The sequence below is a fragment of the Pseudorhizobium sp. NPDC055634 genome (assembly GCF_053618655.1).
Genome location: NZ_JBSHHW010000011.1, coordinates 141,566 through 165,344, shown reverse-complemented (window position 1 = coordinate 165,344; position 23,779 = coordinate 141,566). Strand labels below are relative to the sequence as shown.

The 23,779-nt window shown below is 65.0% G+C and carries 24 protein-coding genes; 10 read left to right on the top strand and 14 right to left on the bottom strand.

Annotated elements, in window-relative coordinates; translation table 11 throughout:
- Positions 1–69: 69 nt before the first annotated feature.
- The 3 genes from ACWGPT_RS17660 to ACWGPT_RS17650 form a co-directional block, all read right to left on the bottom strand.
- Positions 70–3,531, bottom strand: a complete 3,462-nt coding sequence (locus tag ACWGPT_RS17660; RefSeq protein ID WP_452606936.1) for a chromosome segregation SMC family protein — start codon at positions 3,529–3,531, stop codon at positions 70–72.
- A gap of 63 nt (positions 3,532–3,594) precedes the next feature.
- A complete protein-coding gene (locus tag ACWGPT_RS17655) occupies positions 3,595–4,293 on the bottom strand; it encodes a DsbA family protein (RefSeq protein WP_452606935.1) in 699 nt (232 codons plus the stop codon).
- Positions 4,294–4,422: 129 nt separating this feature from the next.
- The gene (locus ACWGPT_RS17650; protein ID WP_452606966.1) at positions 4,423–4,893 is read right to left on the bottom strand and encodes a DUF721 domain-containing protein; all 471 of its coding nucleotides are present in this window, start codon (positions 4,891–4,893) and stop codon (positions 4,423–4,425) included.
- A gap of 164 nt (positions 4,894–5,057) precedes the next feature.
- Here ACWGPT_RS17650 and mutY point away from each other — a divergent pair, with 164 nt between their 5' ends.
- Together mutY and ACWGPT_RS17640 are read left to right on the top strand one after the other, a co-directional pair.
- Positions 5,058–6,149: an A/G-specific adenine glycosylase gene (gene mutY, locus ACWGPT_RS17645; RefSeq protein WP_452606934.1), complete on the top strand. Its 1,092-nt coding sequence runs from the start codon at positions 5,058–5,060 to the stop codon at positions 6,147–6,149.
- A 9-nt stretch (positions 6,150–6,158) separates the two neighbouring features.
- Positions 6,159–6,773: an HAD family hydrolase gene (locus ACWGPT_RS17640; protein ID WP_452606933.1), complete on the top strand. Its 615-nt coding sequence runs from the start codon at positions 6,159–6,161 to the stop codon at positions 6,771–6,773.
- Positions 6,774–6,887: 114 nt separating this feature from the next.
- On the opposite strand, the gene ACWGPT_RS17635 is transcribed toward ACWGPT_RS17640, so the two are convergent.
- From ACWGPT_RS17635 to ACWGPT_RS17625, 3 genes are all read right to left on the bottom strand, one after another.
- A complete protein-coding gene (locus tag ACWGPT_RS17635) occupies positions 6,888–8,018 on the bottom strand; it encodes a DNA methyltransferase (RefSeq protein WP_452606932.1) in 1,131 nt (376 codons plus the stop codon).
- A gap of 162 nt (positions 8,019–8,180) precedes the next feature.
- The gene (locus ACWGPT_RS17630) at positions 8,181–8,528 is read right to left on the bottom strand and encodes an antibiotic biosynthesis monooxygenase family protein (protein WP_452606931.1); all 348 of its coding nucleotides are present in this window, start codon (positions 8,526–8,528) and stop codon (positions 8,181–8,183) included.
- Entirely contained in the window at positions 8,525–8,854 is a 330-nt protein-coding gene (locus tag ACWGPT_RS17625; protein WP_452606930.1) for an NIPSNAP family protein, read from the bottom strand. The genes ACWGPT_RS17630 and ACWGPT_RS17625 overlap by 4 nt, the downstream gene beginning before the upstream one ends.
- Before the next feature lie 70 nt (positions 8,855–8,924).
- On the opposite strand from ACWGPT_RS17625, the gene ACWGPT_RS17620 reads away from it, so the two are divergent.
- Together ACWGPT_RS17620 and ACWGPT_RS17615 are read left to right on the top strand one after the other, a co-directional pair.
- Positions 8,925–9,608: an ArsR/SmtB family transcription factor gene (locus ACWGPT_RS17620; protein WP_452606929.1), complete on the top strand. Its 684-nt coding sequence runs from the start codon at positions 8,925–8,927 to the stop codon at positions 9,606–9,608.
- A gap of 75 nt (positions 9,609–9,683) precedes the next feature.
- Positions 9,684–10,373: an HAD family hydrolase gene (locus ACWGPT_RS17615; protein ID WP_452606928.1), complete on the top strand. Its 690-nt coding sequence runs from the start codon at positions 9,684–9,686 to the stop codon at positions 10,371–10,373.
- Between the two features lie 3 nt (positions 10,374–10,376).
- Here the strand turns inward: ACWGPT_RS17615 and ACWGPT_RS17610 are convergent, their stop codons facing one another.
- Entirely contained in the window at positions 10,377–10,919 is a 543-nt protein-coding gene (locus ACWGPT_RS17610) for a PilZ domain-containing protein (RefSeq protein WP_452606927.1), read from the bottom strand.
- A 135-nt stretch (positions 10,920–11,054) separates the two neighbouring features.
- Between ACWGPT_RS17610 and thrC the strand changes: the two genes are divergently transcribed.
- The 4 genes from thrC (at position 11,055) to ACWGPT_RS17590 (ending at position 17,402) form a co-directional block, all read left to right on the top strand.
- Positions 11,055–12,452, top strand: coding sequence for a threonine synthase (gene thrC / locus ACWGPT_RS17605; RefSeq protein WP_452606926.1), 1,398 nt, complete (start codon positions 11,055–11,057; stop codon positions 12,450–12,452).
- 27 nt (positions 12,453–12,479) lie between these two features.
- Complete coding sequence (locus ACWGPT_RS17600) at positions 12,480–13,778, top strand: M16 family metallopeptidase (RefSeq protein ID WP_452606925.1); 1,299 nt, start codon at positions 12,480–12,482, stop codon at positions 13,776–13,778.
- 112 nt (positions 13,779–13,890) lie between these two features.
- Complete coding sequence (locus ACWGPT_RS17595; protein WP_452606924.1) at positions 13,891–14,502, top strand: GNAT family N-acetyltransferase; 612 nt, start codon at positions 13,891–13,893, stop codon at positions 14,500–14,502.
- Positions 14,499–17,402 carry an EAL domain-containing protein gene (locus tag ACWGPT_RS17590; protein WP_452606923.1) on the top strand — a complete coding sequence of 968 codons (2,904 nt, stop codon included), beginning with the start codon at positions 14,499–14,501 and terminating at the stop codon, positions 17,400–17,402. The genes ACWGPT_RS17595 and ACWGPT_RS17590 overlap by 4 nt, the downstream gene beginning before the upstream one ends.
- Positions 17,403–17,474: 72 nt before the next feature.
- Here the strand turns inward: ACWGPT_RS17590 and ACWGPT_RS17585 are convergent, their stop codons facing one another.
- The gene (locus tag ACWGPT_RS17585) at positions 17,475–17,666 is read right to left on the bottom strand and encodes a CsbD family protein (protein WP_452606922.1); all 192 of its coding nucleotides are present in this window, start codon (positions 17,664–17,666) and stop codon (positions 17,475–17,477) included.
- An 84-nt stretch (positions 17,667–17,750) separates the two neighbouring features.
- On the bottom strand, positions 17,751–18,356 hold the full coding sequence (locus tag ACWGPT_RS17580) for a YqgE/AlgH family protein (protein WP_452606921.1): 606 nt from the start codon (positions 18,354–18,356) through the stop codon (positions 17,751–17,753).
- 157 nt (positions 18,357–18,513) lie between these two features.
- Here ACWGPT_RS17580 and ACWGPT_RS17575 point away from each other — a divergent pair, with 157 nt between their 5' ends.
- Positions 18,514–19,362 (top strand): protein-disulfide reductase DsbD domain-containing protein, encoded by an 849-nt coding sequence (locus ACWGPT_RS17575; RefSeq protein ID WP_452606920.1) that lies wholly within the window; start codon positions 18,514–18,516, stop codon positions 19,360–19,362.
- Between the two features lie 56 nt (positions 19,363–19,418).
- On the top strand, positions 19,419–19,904 hold the full coding sequence (locus ACWGPT_RS17570; RefSeq protein ID WP_452606919.1) for a redoxin family protein: 486 nt from the start codon (positions 19,419–19,421) through the stop codon (positions 19,902–19,904).
- 48 nt (positions 19,905–19,952) lie between these two features.
- Here ACWGPT_RS17570 and ACWGPT_RS17565 read toward each other — a convergent pair whose 3' ends face one another.
- The 5 genes from ACWGPT_RS17565 to ACWGPT_RS17545 form a co-directional block, all read right to left on the bottom strand.
- Positions 19,953–20,261, bottom strand: coding sequence for a Dabb family protein (locus ACWGPT_RS17565; RefSeq protein WP_452606918.1), 309 nt, complete (start codon positions 20,259–20,261; stop codon positions 19,953–19,955).
- Between the two features lie 145 nt (positions 20,262–20,406).
- The gene (gene rnhA / locus ACWGPT_RS17560) at positions 20,407–20,847 is read right to left on the bottom strand and encodes a ribonuclease HI (RefSeq protein ID WP_452606917.1); all 441 of its coding nucleotides are present in this window, start codon (positions 20,845–20,847) and stop codon (positions 20,407–20,409) included.
- On the bottom strand, positions 20,844–21,821 hold the full coding sequence (locus ACWGPT_RS17555) for a homoserine kinase (RefSeq protein ID WP_452606916.1): 978 nt from the start codon (positions 21,819–21,821) through the stop codon (positions 20,844–20,846). The genes rnhA and ACWGPT_RS17555 overlap by 4 nt, the downstream gene beginning before the upstream one ends.
- Positions 21,822–21,907: 86 nt before the next feature.
- Complete coding sequence (ispH, locus tag ACWGPT_RS17550; protein ID WP_452606915.1) at positions 21,908–22,924, bottom strand: 4-hydroxy-3-methylbut-2-enyl diphosphate reductase; 1,017 nt, start codon at positions 22,922–22,924, stop codon at positions 21,908–21,910.
- A 76-nt stretch (positions 22,925–23,000) separates the two neighbouring features.
- Positions 23,001–23,762 carry an SURF1 family protein gene (locus tag ACWGPT_RS17545; RefSeq protein WP_452606914.1) on the bottom strand — a complete coding sequence of 254 codons (762 nt, stop codon included), beginning with the start codon at positions 23,760–23,762 and terminating at the stop codon, positions 23,001–23,003.
- Positions 23,763–23,779: the final 17 nt, after the last annotated feature.

Below are 23,779 nucleotides of genomic sequence, written 5' to 3'. Positions count from 1 at the left end.
TACAGGTTTTGCAACAGTTTGAAAACGCATGACGGTGGGAATATGTTGCGGCGCAACATTCGTAGGTGTTCAGACCGCCTCGCGCAGCAATTCGGCGGTCTGCAGGTCGACGGAAACGAGCTGTGAGACGCCCTGCTCGGCCATTGTGACGCCGAACAGGCGGTTCATGCGGGCCATGGTAATCGGGTTGTGGGTGATGATGACGAAGCGGGTCTCGGTCGATGCCGCCATCTCGTCCATCAGGTTGCAGTAGCGCTCCACGTTATGATCGTCGAGCGGCGCATCGACCTCGTCGAGGACGCAGATCGGCGCCGGGTTGGTGAGGAAGACGGCAAAGATCAGGGCCATGGCGGTCAGCGCCTGCTCGCCGCCCGAGAGCAGCGTCATGGTCTGCGGCTTCTTGCCCGGCGGGCGTGCCAGGATCTCGAGGCCCGCCTCCAGCGGATCGTCGGATTCGATCAGTTGCAGTTCGGCCGTGCCGCCACCGAAGAGATGGGTGAACAGGCGCTGGAACTCGGTGTTGACGACGTCGAAGGCGGCGACCAGCCGCTCGCGACCCTCACGATTGAGGCTCTGGATCGCACCGCGCAGCTTGCGGACGGCGTCGATGATGTCGTCCCTCTCGTAGATCAGGGCATCGAGCTTGTCGGTAAGCTCCTTCTGTTCCTCCTCGGCCCGCAGGTTCACCGCGCCGAGGCGCTCACGCTCCATCTTCAGCCGGTCGACCTCGCGCTCGATCTCGCGCATGTCCGGAAGCTCGGCACCGGGCGCCATCCCGGCAAGCCGCAGCACCTCGGGCGGCGTCACGCCCAGCGCCTGCTGGATGGCGACCTCGCTGTCGTGGCGGCGCTCGGCGGCGGAAACCAGCCGTTCCTCCGCCCGACCGCGCTTCTCGCGTGCTTCGGCAAGCTCCGACAGCGCCGTGGCCGCCAGTCCATCCGCCTCGCGCTGCCGGGTTTCGGCTTCGGCAAGGCGATCGGCGGCGGCGCGCCGCGCCTCCTCCGCCTTCTGCAGTTCGGAGAGCAGCATGCGCCGGCGCTCCTCGAACTCCTCGGGCGCCGCCTCCAGATCCGCCAGTTCCTCGCGGGCCTCCTCCTCGCGCTCGCGCAGCGTCGCCACATGGTCTTCGGCACTCGCCGCGCGAGCCTGCCAGGCCGAACGCTCCTGGGCGATCGCCGACAGGCGGCGTCGGCGGGCGTCCGTCTCCCGGCTCAGCCCCTCGAAGCGGGCTCGCGCCTCGGCAAGGATGCCCCGGTCCGTCGCCACGGCCGCCTGCTGGTCGCGCAGGCGCTCGTCCAGCGACGACAGGTCGGGGGCGTCCTCGAGTTCCACCCGGGCATTCTCTTCCTGGAGCAGCGTCTCTTCCAGCTGGCCGCGCACCTGGCTCAGCGCCTCGGTGACCACATCGCGACGGCGCAGGAGTTCCCCCGCAGCCCGCTCGGCGGCTGCCAATGCCTCCCGCGCCTCCGCAAGCGCGCGGCCGGCCATGCGGCTGCGGTCGCGTGCATCGGCAAGACGCCCCTCGCCGGCCGCGATACCGGCGGTCGCCTCGGCGAGCGCCTCCTCCGCATCCGAAAGGATGATCCGCGCCTCTTCCAGCTCTCCCTCGAGTTCGGCGAGGCGGTTCTTCTGGGAGAGCCGTAGTGCCGCAGCTCCTGGGGCCTCGGAACCGGCGACATGCCCGTCCCAGCGGTAGACTGCTCCTTCGAGCGTCACCAGCCGCTGGCCGGGCTTCAGTTGCGGCATGAGGCGAAGGGCGTCGTCCGGGGAAACCACGCCGATCTGGGCGAGGCTCCGCGTCAGTTCCGGCGGCGCGGTGGCGCGCTGGAGAAGCGGCTCGCATCCGTGCGGAAGCGGAGGATCGCCGGCGCCGTCGCCGTTCACGGTCCAGTAGGCGGCAGCCTCTGGATCGGTGGAGCTTTCGAGATCGTCCCCAAACGCTGCGCCGAGTGCCGCCTCGTAGCCGCGGTCGACGCGAATGGCCTCCGCCACGGGAGAGAAATCACCGGAGGCTTCGGAGGCGGCGAGCATCTTCGAAATCGTACGCGCTTCCGTTTCAAGGGCGTTCAGCTGCGAGCGCGCGGCATCGACCGGCTTTCGCGCCAAAACTTCCGCCGAGCGGGCAAGGCCGAGTGCCGCCTCCGCCTCTTCCGCCGCCACGCCCGCCTCCTCGACGGCGAACTCGGCGGCATCGACCGCCTCCCGGCGCTCGGCCGGGTCGTCGAGACCAGACAGCCGGTCGGCGATCGCCTGCAGTTCAGCCTCGGCATCCTGCATCTGCCTGTCGAGCCGCTGGCGACGTTCGCCGATGTCCCGGATCAGCCGCTCGAGCTGGGTACGCGACGCCGCCGCCTCGGCCTTTTCGGCGGTGATCGCGGCGAACAGCTTTTCGCTTTCCGCGAGAGCCGCGGCCGCCGCCTCGAAGGCCTCCTTCAGGTCCTCCGCCTCGGCGCCCGAATCGGCCAGGAGTTCGTTGAGTTCGGCTTCCTCCTCGTCGAGCTTCGCCAGGAAGGACGCGTTGTCCTGAACCAGTCGTTCCTCGCGGCGGATATCCTCGACCAGCTGCAACAGCCGCCGGGAAAGCTCGTCGCGGCGCCGCATCAGGCGGCCGCTCTCGTCGTCGAGCTGGGTGCGGGCGATCTGGATGCGTTGCAGGGCAGCACCCGCCTTTGCCTCCTCCTCGCGCAGTTCCGGCATTTTCAGGCCGGCAATCGCCTGGGCCTTCGCCGCTTCCATCTGCGCCTGCGCCTTTTCGGCCACCACGACGGTCGCCTGGTTGAGCGCCGTGTTCGCCTCGGCCTCGGCCTCGGTCGCCTGCGCCCAGCGGATATGAAGCAGCATTGCCTCGCGGGCGCGGATGTCGGCCGATAGCGTCCTGAAGCGGTTTGCCTGGCGGGCCTGCCGCTTCAGGCTCTCGATCTGGCTCTCCAGCTGGGCGGTGACGTCCTCGAGCCGTTCCAGGTTTCCTTCGGCCGCCCTGAGCCGCAGCTCAGCCTCGTGACGGCGCGAATGCAGCCCGGATATCCCGGCCGCCTCTTCGAGCAGCTGGCGGCGCGCCTGCGGCTTGGCATTGATGAGTTCGCCGATCCGGCCCTGCCCGACCATGGATGGCGAACGGGCGCCCGTCGAGGCATCGGCGAACAGGAGCTGGACGTCCTTTGCCCGGGCCTCCTTGCCGTTGATGCGGTAGACGGAGCCGTTCTCCCGCTCGATGCGGCGCGAGACCTGGATTTCGTCGGAATCGTTGAAGGCTGCCGGCGCCGTCCTGTCGGAATTGTCGAGGAACAGCATGACCTCGGCGGTGTTGCGCGCCGGCCGGTTTCCCGACCCGGAGAAGATGACGTCGTCCATGCCGGACGCGCGCATGTTCTTGTAGGAGTTTTCCCCCATCACCCAGCGGAGCGCCTCGACAAGATTGGACTTGCCGCAGCCGTTCGGACCGACGACGCCCGTCAGTCCGCGCTCGATGATGAATTCCGTCGGCTCGACAAAGGACTTGAAACCGACGACGCGCAGCTTGTTGAACTTCATGCCGCGCACCGGGGCAGGACGGCAGCCACGGGGAGGCTGCCGCCGCTCACGTCATGAACGGTCTCAGAGAAGGCTGTCGATAAGAGCCGACATGCTTTCAACAGACATGGCCCCCGCATAGCGCTTGCCGTTGATGAGGAATGTGGGCGTCGAGTTGACGCCGAATTCGTCGGCACCGCGCTTCATCGTGGCGTTCACATCATCGAGAAGTTTCTGGTTCGTCAAGCAGGCCTGGAAAGTCTCCTGTGAGAAACCGGCCAATTTCGACATCTGCAGCAGTGCAGCGCGGCCGTCCTGTGCTCCGGCCCAGCCTTCCTGTTGCTTCATCAGCATGGAAACCATCGGATAATACTGTGCCGGCGTGCTTGCTTCTTCAGGCTTGGCCGGGTTGCAGCGTGCCAGCATGAAGGCGGCCGCGGCGCGCGGATCGAAAGGAAACTCGCGGATGATGAAGCGCACCTTGCCGGTGTCCACGTAGTTCTTCTTGATTTCTTCGAACGTCGTGTTGTGGAAGGTCGCGCAGTGCGGGCAGGTCATCGACATGTATTCGACGATCGTGACCGGCGCGTTTTCCTCGCCGATCGCCATTTCCGGCAGCGGGCCGGGTTTGAGGACTTCCGCCATGTCGACGTCGCCCTGCGCCTCGGGCATTTCCTGGGCGAAGGCGTCGGTCGCTGAGAGCGGCAGCGCCAGGACGAGGGCGGTTGCGGCCACGCCTCCGAGAAGTGCGCGCCGGGTAAGGGTGATTTCGTTCGTCTTCATCGAACACCTGCCTTGGGATTAATTCCGTTGCCGTTCCGTATCTTGCCGTCCCGAAGGTAACAAGGGATGGATTTCGTGAAATGCTTCAAAGCTTTGTGACAGCCCCAACCTGAACGGCGGCTGTATGTTTCAGCGTTTCTTCTGGAAGACGGCCGTGCCGAGCCGGGTGACGGCCTTCTTCAGCGCATCGTTGTCTATCCCTTCCATCATGTCCTCCAGGCGCTGTGCTGCCTCGCCCTGCAGCGGCCGCATCCGGGGCCTTTGCTTGATGGCCTGGGACACGGGCTTCTGGATGATGCGGATCTGGCGCACCGCCGGAAAGCCGAAGAAGGCGTTGATCCGGGAAATAAGCTCACCCTGGGCGTGGGTGAGGAAGAGCGCGCGCGCGCCTTCGCAGGCGATCGTCAGCACGCCGGCCTGGTAGCCCCCCGGCTCGTCCGAGGCGTCCCGCCGCGGCCAGGCGATCTTTTCCGGCCGGCTGCAATCGGCGAAGTCCTCGCCGGCGATCTCGTCCCAGGAGCCCAGCAGCGCGGTGGAAATTCCGGCGCGGCGCGCGAGAACGGGATCGATGATGCCGTTCGCGACCTCGGCGATCTGCATCTCGCGCTTGCGGGCAAAGATCTTCCCTTCGATGGCCAAGCGGAACTCCTATCGCGAACCCTGACGGCGGGTGGGCGCCCATACCGATCGCCCTCACTCGTTGACGGCGCATTTGCCGAGGCGATAGGAGAGCATTAGACCAGACGCACAGGCATTTCCAGCACGTGACCGATCCCACCGATCCCCGCGCCATCACCCGGCAGCTGCTTGCATGGTACGACAGGCACCACCGCGACCTCCCGTGGCGCGTGACGCCGGTGGCGGCCTCCCGCGGAACGCGTCCCGATCCTTACCACATATGGCTGTCCGAAGTCATGTTGCAGCAGACCACGGTCCAGGCGGTGAAGCCGTATTTCACGCGCTTCCTCGCCCTGTGGCCGACGGTCAAGGATCTTGCGGCGGCGCCGACAGATGACGTGATGGCGGCCTGGGCGGGGCTTGGCTACTATGCCCGCGCCCGCAACCTGAAGAAATGCGCCGAAGCCGTGGCCGGGGACCACGACGGCATCTTTCCGGATACGGAGGACGGCCTGCGGGCACTGCCCGGCATCGGCGACTACACTGCCGCCGCGGTCGCCGCGATCGCCTTCAACCGTCCCTCCGCCGTCATGGACGGCAATGTGGAACGGGTCGTCTCCCGCCTTTACGCGATCGACGCGCCCCTCCCCGGTTCGAAACCGCTGATGAAGACATTCGTGCGGGAACTGACCCCGGAGGACAGGCCGGGCGACTTCGCGCAGGCGATGATGGACCTCGGGGCGACCATCTGCACCCCGAAGCGGCCTGCCTGCGCCCTCTGTCCCGTCCGCGAGCACTGCCTGGCGCTCGCCGGGCACGATCCGGAGCGCTTTCCGGTAAAGGCGGCGAAGAAAGACAAGCCGGTCCGCTTCGGCGCCGCCTTCGTTGCCGTCAATCCGGACGGGGAAATCCTTCTGAGGCGACGGGTCGAGAGCGGGCTGCTCGGGGGCATGACCGAGGTTCCGACGACCGGCTGGTCGGCGCGGGTGGATGGCGGCCAGACCGCAGAGCACGCGCCCTTTCCCTCCGCCTGGCAACCCTGCGGAACGGTGACCCACGTCTTTACCCATTTCGAGCTGCGGCTCTCTGTATTCCGCGCCAGCGCCGAAACAGGTGCTCTGCCCGGGGGATGGTGGGAACCCGTCGCCAACCTCGGCGCACAGGCCTTGCCCACGGTCATGAAAAAGGTCATCAGCCAGGCCATACCGCTGGCTTTCGACGGACAATCCAACCGCTAAGGAAACATCATGTCAGGCCCGATCGACCATATCGTCTTCGACATCGGCAAGGTGCTGATCCACTACGACCCGAACCTTCCCTACCTGCGACTGATCCCGGACGATGCGCAGCGCGCCCGGTTCTTCGAGAACGTCTGCACCCACGAGTGGAACCTCGAGCAGGACCGGGGTCGCTCCTGGCAGGATGCGGAGGCGCTGCTGCTCGAACAGTTCCCCGACAAGGAGGAGCAGATCCGCCATTTCCGCAAACACTGGCGCGAAATGGTCCCCCATGCCTACGAGGACACGGTGGCGATCATGGAGCGGCTGATGGAGGAGGGCCGCGACGTCACCATGCTGACGAACTTCGCGGAGGACACCTTTCGCGAGGCGCGCGAAATGTATCCCTTCCTCGACAAGCCGCGCGGCGTGACGGTTTCAGGCGAGATCAAGCTCATCAAGCCGGACGTCGCGATCTATCGGAAGCACGCAGAGGATTTCGGGCTCGCGCCGGACCGGACGCTCTTCATCGACGACTCGATCGCCAATGTCGAAGGCGCGCGGGCGGCCGGCTGGAACGCCGTGCACTTCACGGGGGCAGAGATGCTGAGACGCGACCTCGCGTCGTTCGGCATCGAGGCGTGAAAAAATGAAATGACGCCCGGAGGTCAGCCTCCTCCGGGCGTCAGTTATCCCCTGCCGGGACTAGAGGTACAAAAACCGGCAGGGGAAGCCTTGATCCGGCTCGACGGTGGATCGTCAGTCGAGTTTTCCCAGACCGCTGCGGATGACCGAGCGCAATTCGTCGATCGGCTTCAGTGCCGATCCGTCCTCGTAGTGCCAGAAGGTCCAGCCGTTGCAGGCGTCGAGACCCTGCACCTTCGCCCCCAGCCGATGGATGGAGCCGGCCGCGCCGCCCGAGGCAAGCGTTCCGTCGGCGCGGATGATGGCGCTCCAGCGGCGCTTTGCGTCCGTCAGGACCTGGCCGGGCTTCACGAGGCCGCTTTCCACGAGCACGTTGAAGGCGACCCGTGGTTCGGCCTTCTTGCCGGTCATCACCGTCAGTTCCGCCTTGCCGAGGGGCTCGACGGAGGCGATCCGCGCCGATGCGGCGTCGATATAGTCCTGCTCGCGCTCGATCCCGACGAAGTTGCGCCCGAGGCGCTTGGCGACGGCCCCGGTCGTACCCGTGCCGAAGAACGGATCGAGGATCACGTCGCCCGGCTTGGTGGACGCCATGATGACGCGGGCGAGCAGCGCCTCCGGCTTCTGCGTCGGGTGAACCTTCTTGCCGTCGTCGCCCTTCAGCCTCTCGCCACCCGAGCAGATCGGGAAGAGCCAGTCGGAGCGCATCTGGACGTCGTCGTTGGATGCCTTCAGGGCCTCGTAGTTGAAGGTGTAGGACTTCGCCTTGGCGTCGCGGCTCGCCCAGATCATCGTTTCGTGGGCGTTCTGGAAGCGGCGACCCTTGAAGTTCGGCATCGGGTTGGTCTTGCGCCAGACGATGTCGTTGAGGAGCCAGAAGTTGAGGTCCTGCAGCATGGCGCCGACGCGGAAGATGTTGTGGTAGGAGCCGATCACCCAGATGGTGCCGTTCGGCTTCAGAACCCGGCGGCAGGCGAGCAGCCAGGCGCGGGTGAAGGCGTCATAGGCCTGGAAGGAGGCGAACTGGTCCCAGTCATCGTTCACCGCATCGACCAGGGACTGGTCAGGCCTGTGAAGCGCTCCGCCGAGTTGCAGGTTGTAGGGCGGGTCCGCGAAGATCGCGTCGACCGAATGATCCGGCAGAGCTTCGAGCGCGGCGACGCAATCGCCCTTGATGATGGTATTGAGCCAGGTGCCGGGCCGACCCTGCTGACGCAGATCGGCAAGCGGAAGGACTGCTGCCATGGGATACTCGCTGTTACGCTTACTCGGGGCTTCTTTACACCCCGTTATGGTTACCCATGTTGGTTACCAAAGCCTGAAGGATGGAACCTATTCGGGGAAAAAGTTCCGATCCCTCCCCTTGGCCCGGCCGCGTCCCTCCCCCGGCCCGGCCCCGGCCATGCCTCATCCCTCGTGTATCTCCCGGCTGTCCTGCGGCGCCTCGGCGCGCTCGAACATGCCGTAGTCGCGGACCACGTGGGCGATCCTGAGGCGGTAGTCGGCAAAGATGCCGTTGCGGCCCGCCTGCTGCGCAGACCGATGCACGTCAAGGTTACGCCACTGGCGGACGGCGTCCTCGTCGCGCCAGAAGGACAGCGACAGTATCTTGCCGCGCATGGTCAGGCTCTCGAACCTCTCTATCGAGATGAAGCCGTCGATCCCGTCCAGTTCCGCGCGCAGTTCGCCGGCAATATCCAGGTAGCGATGGCGCTCGCCCATGTAGGGCACGACTTCGAAGATGACCGCGATCACGGCTTCACCTGCGGAGCGTGCGGCAGGGAGACATTTTTCAGGAAGATGCGGTCCTCGCGCAGGATGAAGCGCTCGCGGCTCGCAAACTCGTGGTTTTCCCGCGCCAGCGTATCCTGCGAAAGGCGCTGCCGATAAGCTTCATAGGCGGCAAGGTTTTCGACGTTGTAGACGCCGTAGGCGGTGGTGGCGGATCCCTCGTGGGGCGCGAAATAACCGATGAGGTCGGCGCCGCAGCGCGGAATGGCCTCGCCCCAGGCGCGCGCGTAGTCGGCAAATGCCTCCCTCCGGAAGGGATCGATCTCGTAGTGGATGAAGCAGGTGATCATGACTCTCTCCATGTGAACGGCCGCAGGATAACGCCTTGTCCGTCGCAGATGCTTCGGTTATGATCGAACTATGACAGAAGGTCCCGACATCGCCCGCATCGGCGCCCTTATCGGCGACCCGGCCCGTGCCAACATGCTGACGGCGCTGATGGGCGGGCAGGCGCTGACGGCAACCGAACTGGCCCAGGCCGCCAGCGTGACGCTGCAGACGGCAAGCTCTCACCTGTCCAAACTGGAAGACGGCGGGCTGGTGCGCCAACGCAAGCAGGGGCGGCATCGCTATTTCGCGCTGGCGGACGCCGCGACCGGTACGCTGCTGGAGGCCGTCATGGGCTTTGCGGCGAGCCGCGGTCACCTGCGCCACCGGCCGGGCCCGAAGGATCCGGCGCTCCGGAAGGCACGGGTCTGCTACGACCACCTCGCCGGCGACTATGGCGTTCGCATGCTCGACAGCCTCATTCGGCGAGGCACGATCGCCAGCCAGGAAGGCGAACTCACGGTCACCGAGCAGGGCCGCGCCGACCTCGGCAGGATCGGCATCGACCTGGAGCCTTTGGCCTCGTCGAGGCGGCCGATCTGCAAGTCCTGCCTCGACTGGAGCGAACGCCGCTCCCATCTTGCCGGCACGCTCGGCAAGGCGCTTCTTACCCGTTTCCTGGAAGAGGGCTGGGCCAAGCGGAGCGAGGACAGCCGTGCGGTGGAGTTCACCAGGGCGGGAGAAAGCCGGTTTCTCGCCCTCTTTCCATCGGAATAGACAATCCCCACATTGTGGCGGGCGCCGCTCTGATGTAGAGCGCCCTCGTCTTCCCCAGCCCAAGAGATTTGCATCATGAGCGGTTTCGACCTCATCATCTTCGATTGCGACGGCGTGCTCGTCGATTCAGAAATCATCGCGGCACAGGTCGAGTCCAAGCTTCTGACGGAAGCCGGATACCCGATCAGCGTCGAGGAGATGGGCGAGCGGTTCGCCGGCATGACCTGGCGCAACATCCTCCTGCAGGTCGAGAAGGAAGTCGACATCCCGCTTTCCGCCTCGCTGATCGACAAGTCGGAGAAGCTTCTCGACGCCCGGCTCGCCCGCGACGTGAAGATCATCGACGGCGTCAGGCTCGCGCTCTCGAAGATGACGCAGCAGCGCTGCATCTGCTCGAACTCCAGCGCCCACCGCCTGGACATGATGCTGGAGAAGGTCGGCCTGAAGCCGTACTTCGCCCCCCACATCTTTTCCGCAAAGGATCTCGGGCCCGACCGGGTGAAGCCGAAGCCGGACATTTTCCTGCATGCGGCAGAGGCGTTCGGCGTGAAGCCGTCAAACGTGCTGGTGATCGAGGATTCGGTTCACGGCATCCACGGCGCCCGCGCGGCGGGAATGCGCGTGGTCGGGTTTACCGGCGCTTCCCACACCTATCCGAGCCATGCCGACCGGCTGACGGACGCCGGCGCGGAAACGGTGATTTCCCGCATGGCCGACCTGCCGGCGGTGACGGCGGCGCTGACCGAATGGGCTGGCGCCGTCTGAGGCTTAGCGCCTGGAGCCGCCGTCGAAGCCGAGGCGGACGCGGGTGAAGCGGGAGGCGCCGCCCTGTGCGTTCGGGATCTGGACGTCGGGCTTGCTGAACACGAACTGCGTGCCGGTGGTCGGCAGTTCGACCGGGAAGCTGACCGTCTGCGAGTAGATGACGTTGTCGCCATCGAGCACTTCCACGAGGACGGGCAGATTGATCTGGCCGGCGGTGACGGCGGGCCCCGCGACGACGCGGCCCTGCGCGACGACGTTGATCGTCAGCGTGGTCTCGTTCGCGGTGCAGGCGCGGGTCGCATCGGCAAGCGATGCCTGGTAGATCAGTTTCTCCGGATTATCCTGTCCGCCACGGGCATAGGCGCGGTGGATGGCCGTCTCCTCGCGCATGACGACAGGCGGGCAGAAGGCCTGGATCACCGGCGTGGCCTCGGCCTGTGCGGCGGGCGCGGCTCCCGTCAGGCCGGAGGTCGGAGAGGATGAATTGCATCCGGCAAGCACGGCCAGAAGAGAAACCGACATAAGACTGCGTGCTGTTCTACCCATCACCGTACTCAATCCTCTCGATACAATTCCGGCCAGCAAAGACGCTCCGAAAGATGCTGTCTTCCGGCCTTTCGCAGCCCATTTTCCTGGTCTATATCAGCGGCGCGAACAAAAATCGATTGGGGATTGAAGGTAGTGGAATACATTTCTACCCGCGGAGAGGCGCCGGTTCTCGGCTTCCGGGATGCGCTTCTCGCAGGTCTTGCGCGCGATGGCGGCCTGTATGTGCCACGTGAATGGCCTGTTCTGACCAAGCGGGAGATCCGCGCCCTGCGCGGCAAGTCTTACCAGCAGGTGGCATTCGAGATCCTTCGCCGCTTCGTTGGCGACGAGATCCCGGCCGAGAAGCTGCAATCGATGATCGACGAAGCCTATGCCACGTTCCGGCACCCTGCCGTCGCGCCGCTGGTGCAGACGGGGCCTAACGATTTCGTCCTGGAACTCTTCCACGGCACGACGCTGGCGTTCAAGGACGTCGCCATGCAGCTTCTGGCCCGCCTGATGGACTACGTGCTTGCCGAACGCGGCGAGCGGGCGACGATCGTCGGCGCCACGTCCGGCGACACCGGCGGCGCCGCAATCGATGCGTTTGCCGGACGCGACCGGACCGACATCTTCATCCTCTTCCCGCGCGGAAAGGTGTCTCCCGTGCAGCAGCGGCAGATGACCAGTTCGCCGGCCGCCAACGTGCATGCCCTGGCGATCGAGGGCAATTTCGACGACTGCCAGACGCTGGTGAAGGAGATGTTCAACGACGCGCCGTTCCGCGACCGCGTGAAACTGTCGGGCGTCAATTCGATCAACTGGGCGCGGATCATGGCGCAGGTGGTCTACTACTTCACCTCGGCGCTCTCCCTCGGCGCGCCCGACCGGAAGATCTCCTTCACGGTACCGACCGGGAATTTCGGCGACATCTTCGCCGCCTATGTCGCCAAGCGCATGGGCCTGCCCATCGAACGGCTGGTGATCGCGACGAACGACAACGACATCCTGGCGCGTACGCTGAAGACCGGCCGCTACGAAATGCGGGCGGTCAAGGCGACCACCTCGCCTTCGATGGACATCCAGATCTCCTCGAACTTCGAGCGGCTGCTGTTCGAGGCGCACGGGCGCGACCCGTCGGCCGTGCGCACGGCGATGGCCGGCCTCAAGCAGTCCGGATCGTTCGAGATCGAGGCGCAGGCCCTCAAGGCGATCCGCCGCGAATTCCGCGCCGGGCGGGCGACGGAGAAGCAGGTGGCCGAGACGATCCGCGAGACGCTGGCCGATACCGGATACCTCCTCGACCCCCATACGGCGACGGCCGTGTTCGTGGCCCGGAAGAATGCGAAACCGACAAGCCCGATGGTGACGCTTGCCACCGCGCATCCCGCCAAGTTCCCGGCGGCGGTAAAATCCGCTTGCGGAATTGACCCGGCGCTCCCATCATGGCTCGCCGATCTGATGACCAGGAAGGAACGCTTCGACATCCTTCCCGCCGAGATCAGGCACGTCGAGAAGTTCATCGGCGACCATGCCCGTGCAGGTAAATGAATGGCGCCGGCGCCAGAAAGACAAGCGATGAATGTACAGGTAACCCGGCTTGCGTCCGGGTTGACGGTTGTGACCGAGGCAATGCCCCATCTGGAGAGCGTCGCCCTCGGGGTATGGATCAAGTCCGGCTCCCGTAACGAAACGGAAGACGAACACGGGATTGCCCATCTGCTCGAGCACATGGCCTTCAAGGGCACGGCAAGGCGCAGCGCCCGCGACATTGCCGAGGAAATCGAGAATGTCGGCGGCGAACTGAACGCGGCGACCTCGACCGAGACGACCTCCTACTATGCCCGCGTCCTCAAGGACCACGTGCCGCTCGCGGTCGACCTTCTGGCCGACATCCTGACGGAGTCGATGTTCGACGAGGAAGAGCTACGGCGCGAAAAGCACGTCATCCTTCAGGAGATCGGCGCCGCCAACGACACGCCCGACGATGTCGTCTTCGACAAGTTCTCCGAGATCGCCTATCGCGGCCAGACGATCGGCCGTCCTATCCTCGGCACGCCGGAAACGGTGAAGAGCTTCAAGCCGGCACAGATCCGCAACTACCTGGCGCGCAACTACACGACCGACCGGATGTATGTCGTGGCGGCCGGCGCCGTCGACCACGACCAGTTCTGCAAGGAGGTCGAGGCACGGTTCGCGAACCTGCCGCAGACGCCGAGCGCCCCTCCTGTCCTGGAGGCCGCGCGCTATACGGGCGGAGACGTGCGGGAAGTGCGCGACCTCATGGACGCGCAGCTTCTGATCGGCTTCGAGGGCAAGGCCTACCACATGCGGGACTTCTACTGCTCGCAGATCCTCGCCAATATCCTGGGCGGCGGAATGTCGTCCCGCCTCTTCCAGGAAGTGCGCGAGCACCGCGGGCTCTGCTATTCGGTCTACGCCTTCCACTGGGGCTTTTCCGACACCGGCATCTTCGGCATCCACGCCGCGACGGGCGGCGACGACATCCCGCAGCTGCTGCCGGTCATCATCGACGAACTGCGCAAGGCATCGGAGACGATCCACGAGCAGGAGATCGACCGGGCCCGGGCTCAGATCCGGGCGCAGCTGCTGATGGGACAGGAGAGCCCGGCCGCACGCGCCGGCCAGATCGCCCGGCAGATGATCCTCTACGGTCGCCCGATTCCCAACAACGAGATGATGGAGCGCCTCGAGGGGATCACGACACAACGACTGACGGACCTTTCCGGAAGACTGTTCTTCGATACGATGCCGACGCTTTCCGCCGTCGGGCCGATCGAGAAGCTTGCCTCGATGGAGGAGATTTCCGCGAGCCTTGCTCCCGCCGGCAGGACGGGCGAACGGGCCGCCGGCTGACGCCGCTACCGGACGGGCGCTCGCCCGTTCGGCCTCGAACCAGCGCCGCCGAGGTCTCGGCAGCGTCCATCACAGACAGCGCGCTCGTCGCCGAGGACGATCTGGAGTGGACATGACGGGATCGATCTTCCGGTTTTTGTCGCGGCAGCCGCAGGGTCCCCATCTCTATGGGGAAAGCCACCTGCTTCGCCTTCCCCAGTACGGCGACTACGCGCAATGGTCCGGGCTGCGGTCCGAAAGCCGGGCCTTTCTACAGCCCTGGGAGCCGTCCTGGCGCGAGGAGGAACTCTCCGAGACTTCCTTTCGCGCGCGGGTGCGGCGGAGCGCGGAGGAATTTCGCGCGGGCTATGCGGTTCCGCTCCTGCTCTTCAGCCGACCCGAAGCGATCCTGCTCGGGGGGCTCACCGTCGGCTATATCCGTCGCGGCGCGGCCCAGAGCTGCATGATCGGCTACTGGATGGGGGAGCGGCACGCGGGCCATGGCCACATGCTCACCGCCCTTAAAATCGCCATCCCCTACATCTACGGGCAACTGCAGTTGCACCGGATTGAAGCAGCCTGTATTCCGGAAAACTGGAAGAGTGTCCGGTTGTTGGACAAAGCCGGCTTCGAGCGAGAAGGTCTTTTGCGAAAATATCTCAAGATCAACGGGGAATGGCGCGACCACGTGATGTTCTCCCGTCTTCCGGAAGATGGTGAATTCGGGAAGATGACGCGGCCATGAATGCCCGCAGTGTTTCCAGGCTCCCGGCATGCGTGATGCCGTTCCTCCTCGCCGCCTTCATGGCGGTCGTCTCCCTCGCATCGGATGTCCACGCGGCTGAACCGGTGAAGATCTCGCGCGACGACACCGCGCTCGATCTCACCGACATGACGGACATCTACACCAACCAGGGAGAGGCCTTCCAGGTCTCCACCGCGGCCGGCGCCGACGGTATCCGGCGTCGCATCGAGGTCCGCTCGAGCTCGCCGACGCACCAGGGCGACTGGGCCGTGTTCGCGCTCGCCAACGTCTCCGAGGAACAGCTCGAACGCGTGATCGTCGCGCCTCATTTCCGCATGGTGGGATCGAAGATGTTCTGGCCGGACCTCGGCTCGCAGCGCATCATCGCCATCACGCCGAGCGAGGGCTTCGCGCTCGACCGCGAGCCGAGCCCCGATGCGGACGTCTTCCGAATCACGCTCAACCCCGGCTCGGTCATCACCTTCGTCGCCGAGCTTTCGACGCCGTCGCTGCCGCAGCTCTATCTGTGGGAACCGGCCGCCTACAAGGACACGGTCAACGCCTTCACGCTCTACCGCGGCATCGTGCTCGGCATTGCCGGCCTGCTCGCCGTGTTCCTGACCATCCTCTTCGTCGTCAAGGGAACGTCCATGCTGCCGGCCGCGGCGGCGCTTGCCTGGGCGGTGCTCGCCTATATCTGCGTCGACTTCGGCTTCCTGGACCAGCTGATCAACATCACCGCCAGCGACCAGCGGGTGTGGCGGGCCTGCGCGGAGGTCGCGCTTGCCTCCAGCTTCGTGATCTTTCTCTTCACCTACCTCAATCTCAACCGATGGCACGTCAATCTCGGCTATGCGACGCTTGCCTGGATCCTCTGCCTCGTCCTGCTCTTCGGGGTCGCCATCTACGACCCGTCCGTCGCGTCGGGCATTGCAAGACTGTCATTCGCTCTGACGGCGACGGCGGGCATCCTGCTGATCATCTATCTCGGGCTCAACCGCTACGACCGGGCGATCCTGCTCGTGCCCACCTGGGCGCTGATCCTGGTCTGGCTGTTCGGCGCGTGGCTGACCGTCACCGGCCAGCTCGACAACGACATCATCCAGCCGGCGCTGGGCGGCGGGCTCGTCCTCATCGTCCTCCTCATCGGCTTCACGGTGATGCAGCACGCCTTTGCGGGCGGGGCTTACCAGCAGGGCCTGTTTTCCGACCTGGAGCGCCAGTCCCTGGCGCTGACCGGCTCGGGCGATACGGTATGGGACTGGGACGTGGCACGCGACCGGGTGGTGACCATTCCGGACGTCTCGCTCAAGCTCGGACTGCCGGCCGGGCTGATGCATGGCCCGGTTCGTAACTGGCTGCCCCGGCTGCATCCAGACGACCGCGACCGGTTCAAGGCGACGCTCGACGTCCTCCTGGAACATCGTCGCGGCAGGCTCGGCCACGAATTCCGGCTGCGCGCCGAGGATGGCCATTTCCACTGGATGCAGATCCGCGCACGCCCGGTTCTCGGCTCCGACGGCGAGATCATCCGTTGCGTCGGCACCATCATCGACATCACGGAGCAGAAGAACTCGGTCGAGCGCCTGTTGCAGGATGCGATGCACGACAACCTGACGGGCCTGCCCAACCGCGAGGTGTTCCTCGACCGGCTGCAGGCCGTGCTGACGCTTGCCTCCAGCAGCGACAATGTCCGGCCGACCGTGATGGCGATCGACATCGATCGCTACAAGCAGGTCAACGATGCGCTGGGGATTGCGGCGGGGGACAATATCCTGATCGCGCTGACGCGCCGTCTTCGCCGCCTGCTCCGCCCGCAGGATACGCTTGCCCGCCTTTCCGGCGACCAGTTCGGCCTGATCCTGGTTTCCGAGCAGGACCCCGTGAAGGTGGCCGATTTCGCCGACGCGATCTCCAAGGCGATCATGGTCCCGATCAATTTCGCCAACCGGGAAATCATCCTGACCGCATCGATCGGGCTCGCATCCTGGGTGGATCAGCAGGAAAGCGGCAGCGAGTTGCTCAGCAATGCCGAGCTCGCCATGTACCGGGCCAAGCGCGGCGGCGGCAACCGGGTCGAGCCCTTCCGGCCGATCTTCCGCTCGTCCGGCACGGACCGGCTCCAGATCGAGACCGACCTGCGCCGCGCCATCGAGCGGAAGGAACTTACCCTCGCCTACCAGCCGGTCATCCGGCTGAACGACGGGGAGATTGCCGGCTTCGAGGCGCTGCTTCGGTGGGATCATCCGCGCAAGGGCAGCATTCCGCCCTCCGAGTTCGTTCCGATCGCCGAGAGTTCCGACCTTATCCATCCGCTCGGGATGTTCGCGCTCGAGCGGGCCGCCAGCGATCTCATCGACTGGCAGCGCCAGACCGGCGACCTGCCGATCTTCGTGGCGGTCAACCTCTCCAGCGCGCAGATCCTCAACAACAGTCTCTACAATGACGTGAGGGCGCTGCTGGCGAAAAGCGACTGCGATCCGCGCCAGCTGAAGCTGGAACTGACCGAGTCGGTGATGATGGAGAACCCGGAACAGGCAAGGCTGGTGCTGACCAAGCTGAAGGAAGTGGGCATCGGTCTCGCACTCGACGATTTCGGGACCGGATATTCCTCGCTCGCCTACCTGACGCAGTTCCCCTTCGACACGATCAAGCTGGACAAGGCGCTCGTGCGCGACGTGCGGGAAAAGCGCGCCGTGCTCCTGCGTTCGGTCATCGCGATGGCGCGGGCACTGGAAATGGCGGTCGTCGCGGAAGGCATCGAGACGGACGAGGATGCCGCCGAACTCGCCAAGATGGGCTGCCAGTTCGGGCAGAGCTTCCTGTTCGGTCCGCCGACGACGAGCGAGGCGACGCTCAGGCTTCTCGGGGAGCGGTTCCCGCTCACCAAGCGGGCGTAGTATCCGCTCTACGGACAATAAAAAGCCCCGCTGCCGGGGAGGCGCGGGGCTTTTCAATGAGCATGGCGATTATCAGGCGCGGTCGACCACGTTCTTGACGGCCTTCTTGACTTCACCCTTCGCCTGCTGGCCGTGGCCCTTGGCTTCCTGCGCGGCGCCCTTGGCTTCCATCTCGCGGTCGCCCATTGCGTCGCCTGCAGCCTGCCTTGCCTTGCCGGCCAGTTCGTTGGCCTTGCCTGTGATCTTGTCGCCGGTGCTACCCATCTTCGTGTACTCCTTGTGGACGGCACGATTGCCTTCCTGGGAAAAAACGATCTGGGGCGCGCTTCGTTCCAGCGGGACCCGCGTTCAGGCGTGTCCGATATCGGTCGACAGGGCCTCGGGCGTGACCCCCAGCAGGGCAAGCGCGCGGTCGTATTTGGTATCGAGCGCGGTATCGAAGATCAGCTCATCCGTCGCCGGGCAGTTCAGCCAGCCGTTGTTGGAAAGCTCGATCTCGAGCTGGCCCGGCCCCCAGCCCGCATAGCCGAGCAGCATGGTCGCGCGCTTCGGGCCGCGTCCCTCGCTGATGGCGCGGACGATGTCGAGGGTTGCCGTCAGCGAGATGTCGTCGTTCACGGGGATGCTGGAATCGCTCGAATAGTCGTCCGAGTGGAGGACGAAGCCGCGTCCCGTCTCCACCGGCCCGCCCATGAGCACCGGGAAGCGGCGGATGCTTTCGGGCAGCGCGGCGACGTCCCGGCTTTCCATCAGCTCCAGATGAAGCAGGAGGTCGGTGAAGGAGACCGGCTGCGACCGGTTGATGATGAAGCCCATGGCGCCAGCCGGCGAATGGGCACAGATATAGATGACCGATCGCACGAAGTTGCCGTCCTGCAGCCCCGGCATGGCGATCAGGAACTGGCCGTCGAGAAAGCCGCGCTCGCCAGCGTCCTGGATACTTGTCACGGCCATCTGGACCTCCTTCTCCCGCTATCGATCCGCCGTTGTCCGAAGCGAGGCTTGTCTCTGGAAGATGGGGCACCGGCCCGGCGCAATCAACCGAAAATGATCAGGGCCCGCGATCTGGCGGCTGGCCTGATCCTGCCGGCTGAGGTAGAGCTTTGCACCCATGAGAACAGGCGCAGGCAGACACAGTTTCGAGAGCGGTTGGACGAGAGGCCTGTTCCTAGGCGCGGCAATCGCCGTTATTCCCGTGTTGCCCGCGCTTGCCGAGACGACCCTCTGGGCGACCAACGAGGGCGGGCGAATGCGGCTTGTGGCGCTGCCGCCATCCAGCGACGGCACGATCCGCGGGGCTCTGCAGATCGAGCCTAACCCGGGCTGGATCACCTACTGGAAAGAGCCGGGCGACGCCGGCATCCCCCCGCAACTAAGCTTCCCTGACGGGACGTCCGTCCAGCTTCAGAGGATCGACTATCCGGTCCCGAAGCGCATCTACAGCGGCAGCCTGCGGGATATCGGCTACGACCATCCGGTAACGCTCCCCTTCCGGCTGAAGGTCGAGGACGACGGCAAGCCGCTCAAGGTGGGCGTTTCCGCCTTCGTCGGGCTCTGCCGCAATATCTGCATTCCCTTCCAGGCGGACTTCGCCCTGGAACTAGGACATCGCGAGCCTTCGATGGAAGAGGCAATGCTGCTTGCCGCCGCCGAGACGCGGCTGCCCCAGCCCGCCTCCGAGGATTTCAAGGTCACGCGCCACGCGCTGTCCGGCAAGGACGCGCTGGAGCTTCAGCTTCGCCTTCCCGCAGGCGTCGACCGCGCCCCCGAGGTGATCGTCACGGGGCCGGAAGGCCACGTTTTCTTCGATGGCGGCAAGGGCCAGATGAAGGGTCGCGACTACAGCCTCGACATTCCGATCGAGAAGCTGCCTCGCGACTACGACGCAAGCGGCAAGTCATGGGGCATACTGGTGATTGCCGGCGACCGGGCGATGGAAAGCTCGCTTGTCTTCGACTGACGCGGACCTATAGTGCCGTTGGACGGCGCTGGGGCGCCCGCTGACAGGAGACTACCATGACCATTGCCATTGGCGACAAGCTACCTTCCGCAACCTTCAAGGAAAAAACCGCCGATGGCCCGGTGGAGGTCACCACCGATGAGTTGTTCAAGGGCAAGCGCGTCGTGCTCCTGGCCGTTCCCGGCGCATTCACCGCCACCTGCTCCCAGAACCATCTGCCTGGCTACCTGGAAAACCGCGACGCAATTCTCGCGCGCGGCGTAGACGATATCGCGGTAGTCTCGGTCAACGACGTGCATGTGATGGGTGCCTGGGCGCAGTCGCTCGGCGGAATGGGCAAGCTGCACTTCCTGTCGGACTGGAACGGAGCATTCACCAAGGCGCTCGGCCTCGACGTGGACCTTTCGGCCGGCGGGCTGGGGCAACGCTCGAAGCGCTATTCCATGCTGGTCGACGACGGTGTCGTCAAATCCCTCAATGTCGAGGAAAGCCCCGGGCAGGTCACCGTATCCGGCGCCGCGGCGATGATCGAGCAGCTCTGAAGAGCGCGCTCGCTGCATTCGAAAAGGGAGCCCCGCGGCTCCCTTTTTTCATACATCCATATCGAAGACCATGAGGCCGGCAAGGCCGCCGTCCGTGAGGGCGACGATGCGGTCGCCCGCGGCCACGTGGTCCGGATGCACCAGGTAGGTATCCCTCGCCTCGGCGTTTTCGAAGCGGACGATGAAGCCGTCGCGGAAGCCGCCGTTCAATCCTTCAGGGGAAACATCGGGCCCGGACTGCACGTCGATCATCCCCGGGATGACATCGGCCAACGCTCTTATGGAATCGTAGATTGCCTGTTTCTCAGTCGCCTGGACGGCCGACTTGAATCTCAGGAATACGCAATGAAGGATCATTCCAACCTCCGCCAATGCCCCGGCGAGCACATTAGTTATCGTCGAGCGTCGGGCAACCCCAAAACGCTCATGCTGGAACCCGGCAGGCTTGGCGCCACAGCCGGGTTATCCATCGGGGAAAGACGACGCGCGGTCCGAGCGGGGATCAACGCTTCTTGAAGGGCGCCATGCCCTGCCGCGCCAGTTCGTCGGCGCGTTCGTTTTCCGGATGGCCCGCATGACCCTTGACCCAGTGCAGCGTGACCTTGTGCTTGTTGCGCGCCTCTTCCAGCTGCTGCCACAGTTCGGCATTCTTGACCGGCTTCTTGTCGGCGGTCTTCCAGCCGTTCTTCTTCCAGCCGAAGATCCATTTGGAGATGCCGTCCTTGACGTAGGCGCTGTCGGTATAGAGATCGACCTCGCACGGAACCTTGAGCGCATTCAGCGCCTGGATGGCCGCCATCAGCTCCATGCGGTTGTTGGTGGTCTGCGCCTCGCCGCCGGACAGTTCCTTCTCGGTATCGCCGTGGCGAAGCACCGCGCCCCATCCGCCAGGACCGGGATTTCCGGAGCATGCCCCGTCAGTGAATATTTCAACGTGCTTCATGATGCCACTTCCGCCGGCAGGCCATATTCGACGCTCGATGCGATCGACCGGTGGAAGCGCAGCTTCCTCAGGTATTCGAGCGGGTCCTTCTTCACCACGAGGGCTCCTTCCGGGGTCGTCAGCCAGTCATAGAGCCTGGTCAGGAAGAAGCGGAGCGCCGAGCCACGGCAGAGGACGGGCAGCGCCTCCCTCTCCTGCGGCGAAAGCGGGCGCACGGCATCATAGCCCTCCAGCAGCGCCATCCCCTTCGTGAGATTGTAGGAGCCGTCCTTCTCGAAGCACCAGGCGTTCAGGCAGATCGAGACGTCGTAGGCGAGCATGTCGTTGCAGGCGAAGTAGAAGTCGATCAGGCCGGACAGCTTGTCGCCGAGGAAGAAGACATTGTCCTGGAAGAGGTCGGCATGGATGACGCCGGAGGGCAGGTCACGCGGCCAGTGGCGGTCGAGATAGGCCAGTTCCTCCCCGATCTCCTCCTCCAGCCCCGCCCCGACTTCGTCGGCCCGGCCGGCGGATTTTGCCCACAGGGTCTTCCAGCCCTCGAGCGACAGGGCGTTCGGGCGGGTCAGTTCGAAGCCTTCGCCGGCAAGGTGCATCTGCGCCAGGGCACGCCCCACCTTGCGGCAGTGCCTTGCCTCCGGTTTGCGCAGCCACATGCCTTCGAGGAAGGAGATGAGCGCCGCAGGCCGGTCGGAAAGCTCACCGAGGAACGCGCCGTCGCGTCGCGGCAAGGGCAGCGGACAGGAGAGGCCGCGGTCGGCCAGGTGCTGCATCAGGCCGAGGAAGAACGGCAGGTCGGCCTTTTCCACCCGCTTCTCGTAGAGCGTCAGGATGAGCGGCTCGCGCGTCGTGTGCAGCAGGAAGTTCGAGTTCTCGACGCCCTCGGCAATGCCCTTGTAGGAGGTGAGCTCACCGACATCATACTGGGCCAGGAAATCTCTGAGGTCGTCTTCCGTGATGTCTGTGTAAACGGCCAAGGTTGTCTCTCAAGATAGATGGTCGCAAAGGCAGGCGAGGCGCCTGCCGGAATCGGCCGCACCCTATCCTACCCGGGACGGGAAAGTCATCCGTTCACGAAGGCCATGTCTTCGCGCGTCAGCGGCACGCCCCGCAGTTCGCGATTGACGAGGAAGTTCTCGGTCTCTTCGGCGGTGATCGCCAGCTCGACCGTCGCGTCATAGCGCGAGCGGAAGGCCTCGATGATCTCGTCGACGATGACTTCCGGCGCTGACGCCCCGGCCGATATGCCGAGCGTGGAGATCGGACCGATCGTGTCCCAGTCGAGTTCGGATGCGCGCTGGACGAGAAGCGACCTCTGGGCGCCTGCCCTCAGCGCGACCTCGACGAGCCGCTTGGAATTGGAGGAGTTCGGCGCGCCCACGACGATGAAGAGGTCGCATCCCGGCGCGGCTTCCTTGACCGCATCCTGCCGATTGGTGGTGGCATAGCAGATGGAATCCGCGGCCGGCGCCTGGAGGTTCGGGAAGCGCTCCCGGAGCCTGGCGATGACGCCCGCGGTATCGTCGACGGAGAGCGTCGTCTGCGTGACGAAACCGAGATTGTCGGGATCGGCAGGCACGTAGACATCGGCATCCTCGACCGTCTCAACCAGCGATACGGTTCCCTCCGGCAGCTGCCCCATCGTGCCGATCACTTCCGGATGGCCGGCATGACCGATCAGGATGACATGGCGGCCGAGGCGCTGGTGGCGCATGGCCTGCTTGTGGACCTTGGAGACGAGCGGACAGGTGGCATCGAGATAGAAGAGGTTGCGGGCCTGAGCATCGGCGGGCACCGATTTCGGTACACCGTGGGCTGAAAAGACCACCGGCTGGTTGCGGTGTTCCGGCGGTATCTCGTCCAGTTCCTCGACGAAGACCGCACCCTTGGCTTCCAGGCCTTCCACGACGTAGCGGTTGTGGACGATCTCGTGGCGGACATAGACGGGAGCGCCATAGGCCTTGAGCGCCAGCACGACGATCTGGATTGCGCGATCGACGCCCGCGCAGAAACCGCGCGGTCCGCACAAGCGTATCGTGAGCGGCGGTTTGGCCACTGATGGATCTAGATGAAGATTCATTCCGTTCCGCTGCCTGGACCCGTGTTCGTTGCACTCATATAGGCGAGCCTGCTTGCGGGCGCCAAGGAAAACTTCCTCAGCCCGCCTTCGGCCCCCTCATCCGTCGCCACCATACACCCGCGACGACCGCGACCAGCGCCGCCGCGAGGCCGTACCATGTGACCGCGTATTGCAGGTGATTGTTGGAGAGAGAAAACTGCGTCACGCCGCCCTGCGGCCAGCCGCCCGGATTGGCCCCCCTGGCGTCCGCATCCATGAAGAAGGGCAGGACATTCTGCGGATCGAGGCCCGTGGAGGATGTCATGGCGGACAGATCCTTCCAGTAGAAGAGGTTCTTGGCGATATCGTTGTCGGGAACGATGGCCGACGGCTTTTCCAGGAGCTTGGAGCGGGCATAGCCGCTCACCGTCACCTCACCCTCGACCTGGCCCTGTGAGCGCAGCGAAGGATCCTTCAGCTCATAGGGCACGAAGCCGCGGTTGACGAAGAGCGTGCGCCCGTGGGCGAGCGTCATCGGCGTATAGACGTAGAAGCCCGTGCGGCCCTCGTGGGTCGCGAAGAAGTGCCGTTCGCGGCCGTGGTCGAATGTGCCGGTCGCCGTCATGGTCCGGTATTCGATGTCCTCGCCCCCGTTCGCCATCGCTTCGATTTCCGCGACGCTCGCGGGCGGGGCCGTGTGGCGCTCCGCTATGTCGGCGAGGAGCTTTTCCTTCCAGACGAGCCGCTGCGCCTGCCAGGTCCCGAGCGAGAGAAGGATCGCCAGCGCGGCAAGCACGAGAACCGCCGTTACCACGCTCTTGAGGCGGCTCGTCGATTGAAGTTGCGGGGTCTGGTTCATGTCCAATGTGCCGGTCG

What these genes read in the sequence shown, in the direction of transcription:
- ACWGPT_RS17580 (WP_452606921.1), bottom strand. Translation starts at nt 18,356, where the DNA reads ATGGCCGTGACAAGTATCCAGGACGCTGGCGAGCGCGGCTTTCTCGAC.
- ACWGPT_RS17545 (WP_452606914.1), bottom strand. Translation starts at nt 23,762, where the DNA reads ATGAACCAGACCCCGCAACTTCAATCGACGAGCCGCCTCAAGAGCGTG.
- ACWGPT_RS17635 (WP_452606932.1), bottom strand. Translation starts at nt 8,018, where the DNA reads ATGGCAGCAGTCCTTCCGCTTGCCGATCTGCGTCAGCAGGGTCGGCCC.
- rnhA (WP_452606917.1), bottom strand. Translation starts at nt 20,847, where the DNA reads ATGAAGCACGTTGAAATATTCACTGACGGGGCATGCTCCGGAAATCCC.
- ACWGPT_RS17585 (WP_452606922.1), bottom strand. Translation starts at nt 17,666, where the DNA reads ATGGGTAGCACCGGCGACAAGATCACAGGCAAGGCCAACGAACTGGCC.
- ACWGPT_RS17590 (WP_452606923.1), top strand. Translation starts at nt 14,499, where the DNA reads ATGAATGCCCGCAGTGTTTCCAGGCTCCCGGCATGCGTGATGCCGTTC.
- ACWGPT_RS17640 (WP_452606933.1), top strand. Translation starts at nt 6,159, where the DNA reads ATGTCAGGCCCGATCGACCATATCGTCTTCGACATCGGCAAGGTGCTG.
- ACWGPT_RS17595 (WP_452606924.1), top strand. Translation starts at nt 13,891, where the DNA reads ATGACGGGATCGATCTTCCGGTTTTTGTCGCGGCAGCCGCAGGGTCCC.
- ACWGPT_RS17625 (WP_452606930.1), bottom strand. Translation starts at nt 8,854, where the DNA reads ATGATCACCTGCTTCATCCACTACGAGATCGATCCCTTCCGGAGGGAG.
- ACWGPT_RS17600 (WP_452606925.1), top strand. Translation starts at nt 12,480, where the DNA reads ATGAATGTACAGGTAACCCGGCTTGCGTCCGGGTTGACGGTTGTGACC.
- ACWGPT_RS17570 (WP_452606919.1), top strand. Translation starts at nt 19,419, where the DNA reads ATGACCATTGCCATTGGCGACAAGCTACCTTCCGCAACCTTCAAGGAA.
- ACWGPT_RS17565 (WP_452606918.1), bottom strand. Translation starts at nt 20,261, where the DNA reads ATGATCCTTCATTGCGTATTCCTGAGATTCAAGTCGGCCGTCCAGGCG.
- ACWGPT_RS17660 (WP_452606936.1), bottom strand. Translation starts at nt 3,531, where the DNA reads ATGAAGTTCAACAAGCTGCGCGTCGTCGGTTTCAAGTCCTTTGTCGAG.
- ACWGPT_RS17650 (WP_452606966.1), bottom strand. Translation starts at nt 4,893, where the DNA reads ATGCAGATCGCCGAGGTCGCGAACGGCATCATCGATCCCGTTCTCGCG.
- ispH (WP_452606915.1), bottom strand. Translation starts at nt 22,924, where the DNA reads ATGAATCTTCATCTAGATCCATCAGTGGCCAAACCGCCGCTCACGATA.
- ACWGPT_RS17610 (WP_452606927.1), bottom strand. Translation starts at nt 10,919, where the DNA reads ATGGGTAGAACAGCACGCAGTCTTATGTCGGTTTCTCTTCTGGCCGTG.
- ACWGPT_RS17620 (WP_452606929.1), top strand. Translation starts at nt 8,925, where the DNA reads ATGACAGAAGGTCCCGACATCGCCCGCATCGGCGCCCTTATCGGCGAC.
- ACWGPT_RS17575 (WP_452606920.1), top strand. Translation starts at nt 18,514, where the DNA reads ATGAGAACAGGCGCAGGCAGACACAGTTTCGAGAGCGGTTGGACGAGA.
- ACWGPT_RS17655 (WP_452606935.1), bottom strand. Translation starts at nt 4,293, where the DNA reads ATGAAGACGAACGAAATCACCCTTACCCGGCGCGCACTTCTCGGAGGC.
- ACWGPT_RS17615 (WP_452606928.1), top strand. Translation starts at nt 9,684, where the DNA reads ATGAGCGGTTTCGACCTCATCATCTTCGATTGCGACGGCGTGCTCGTC.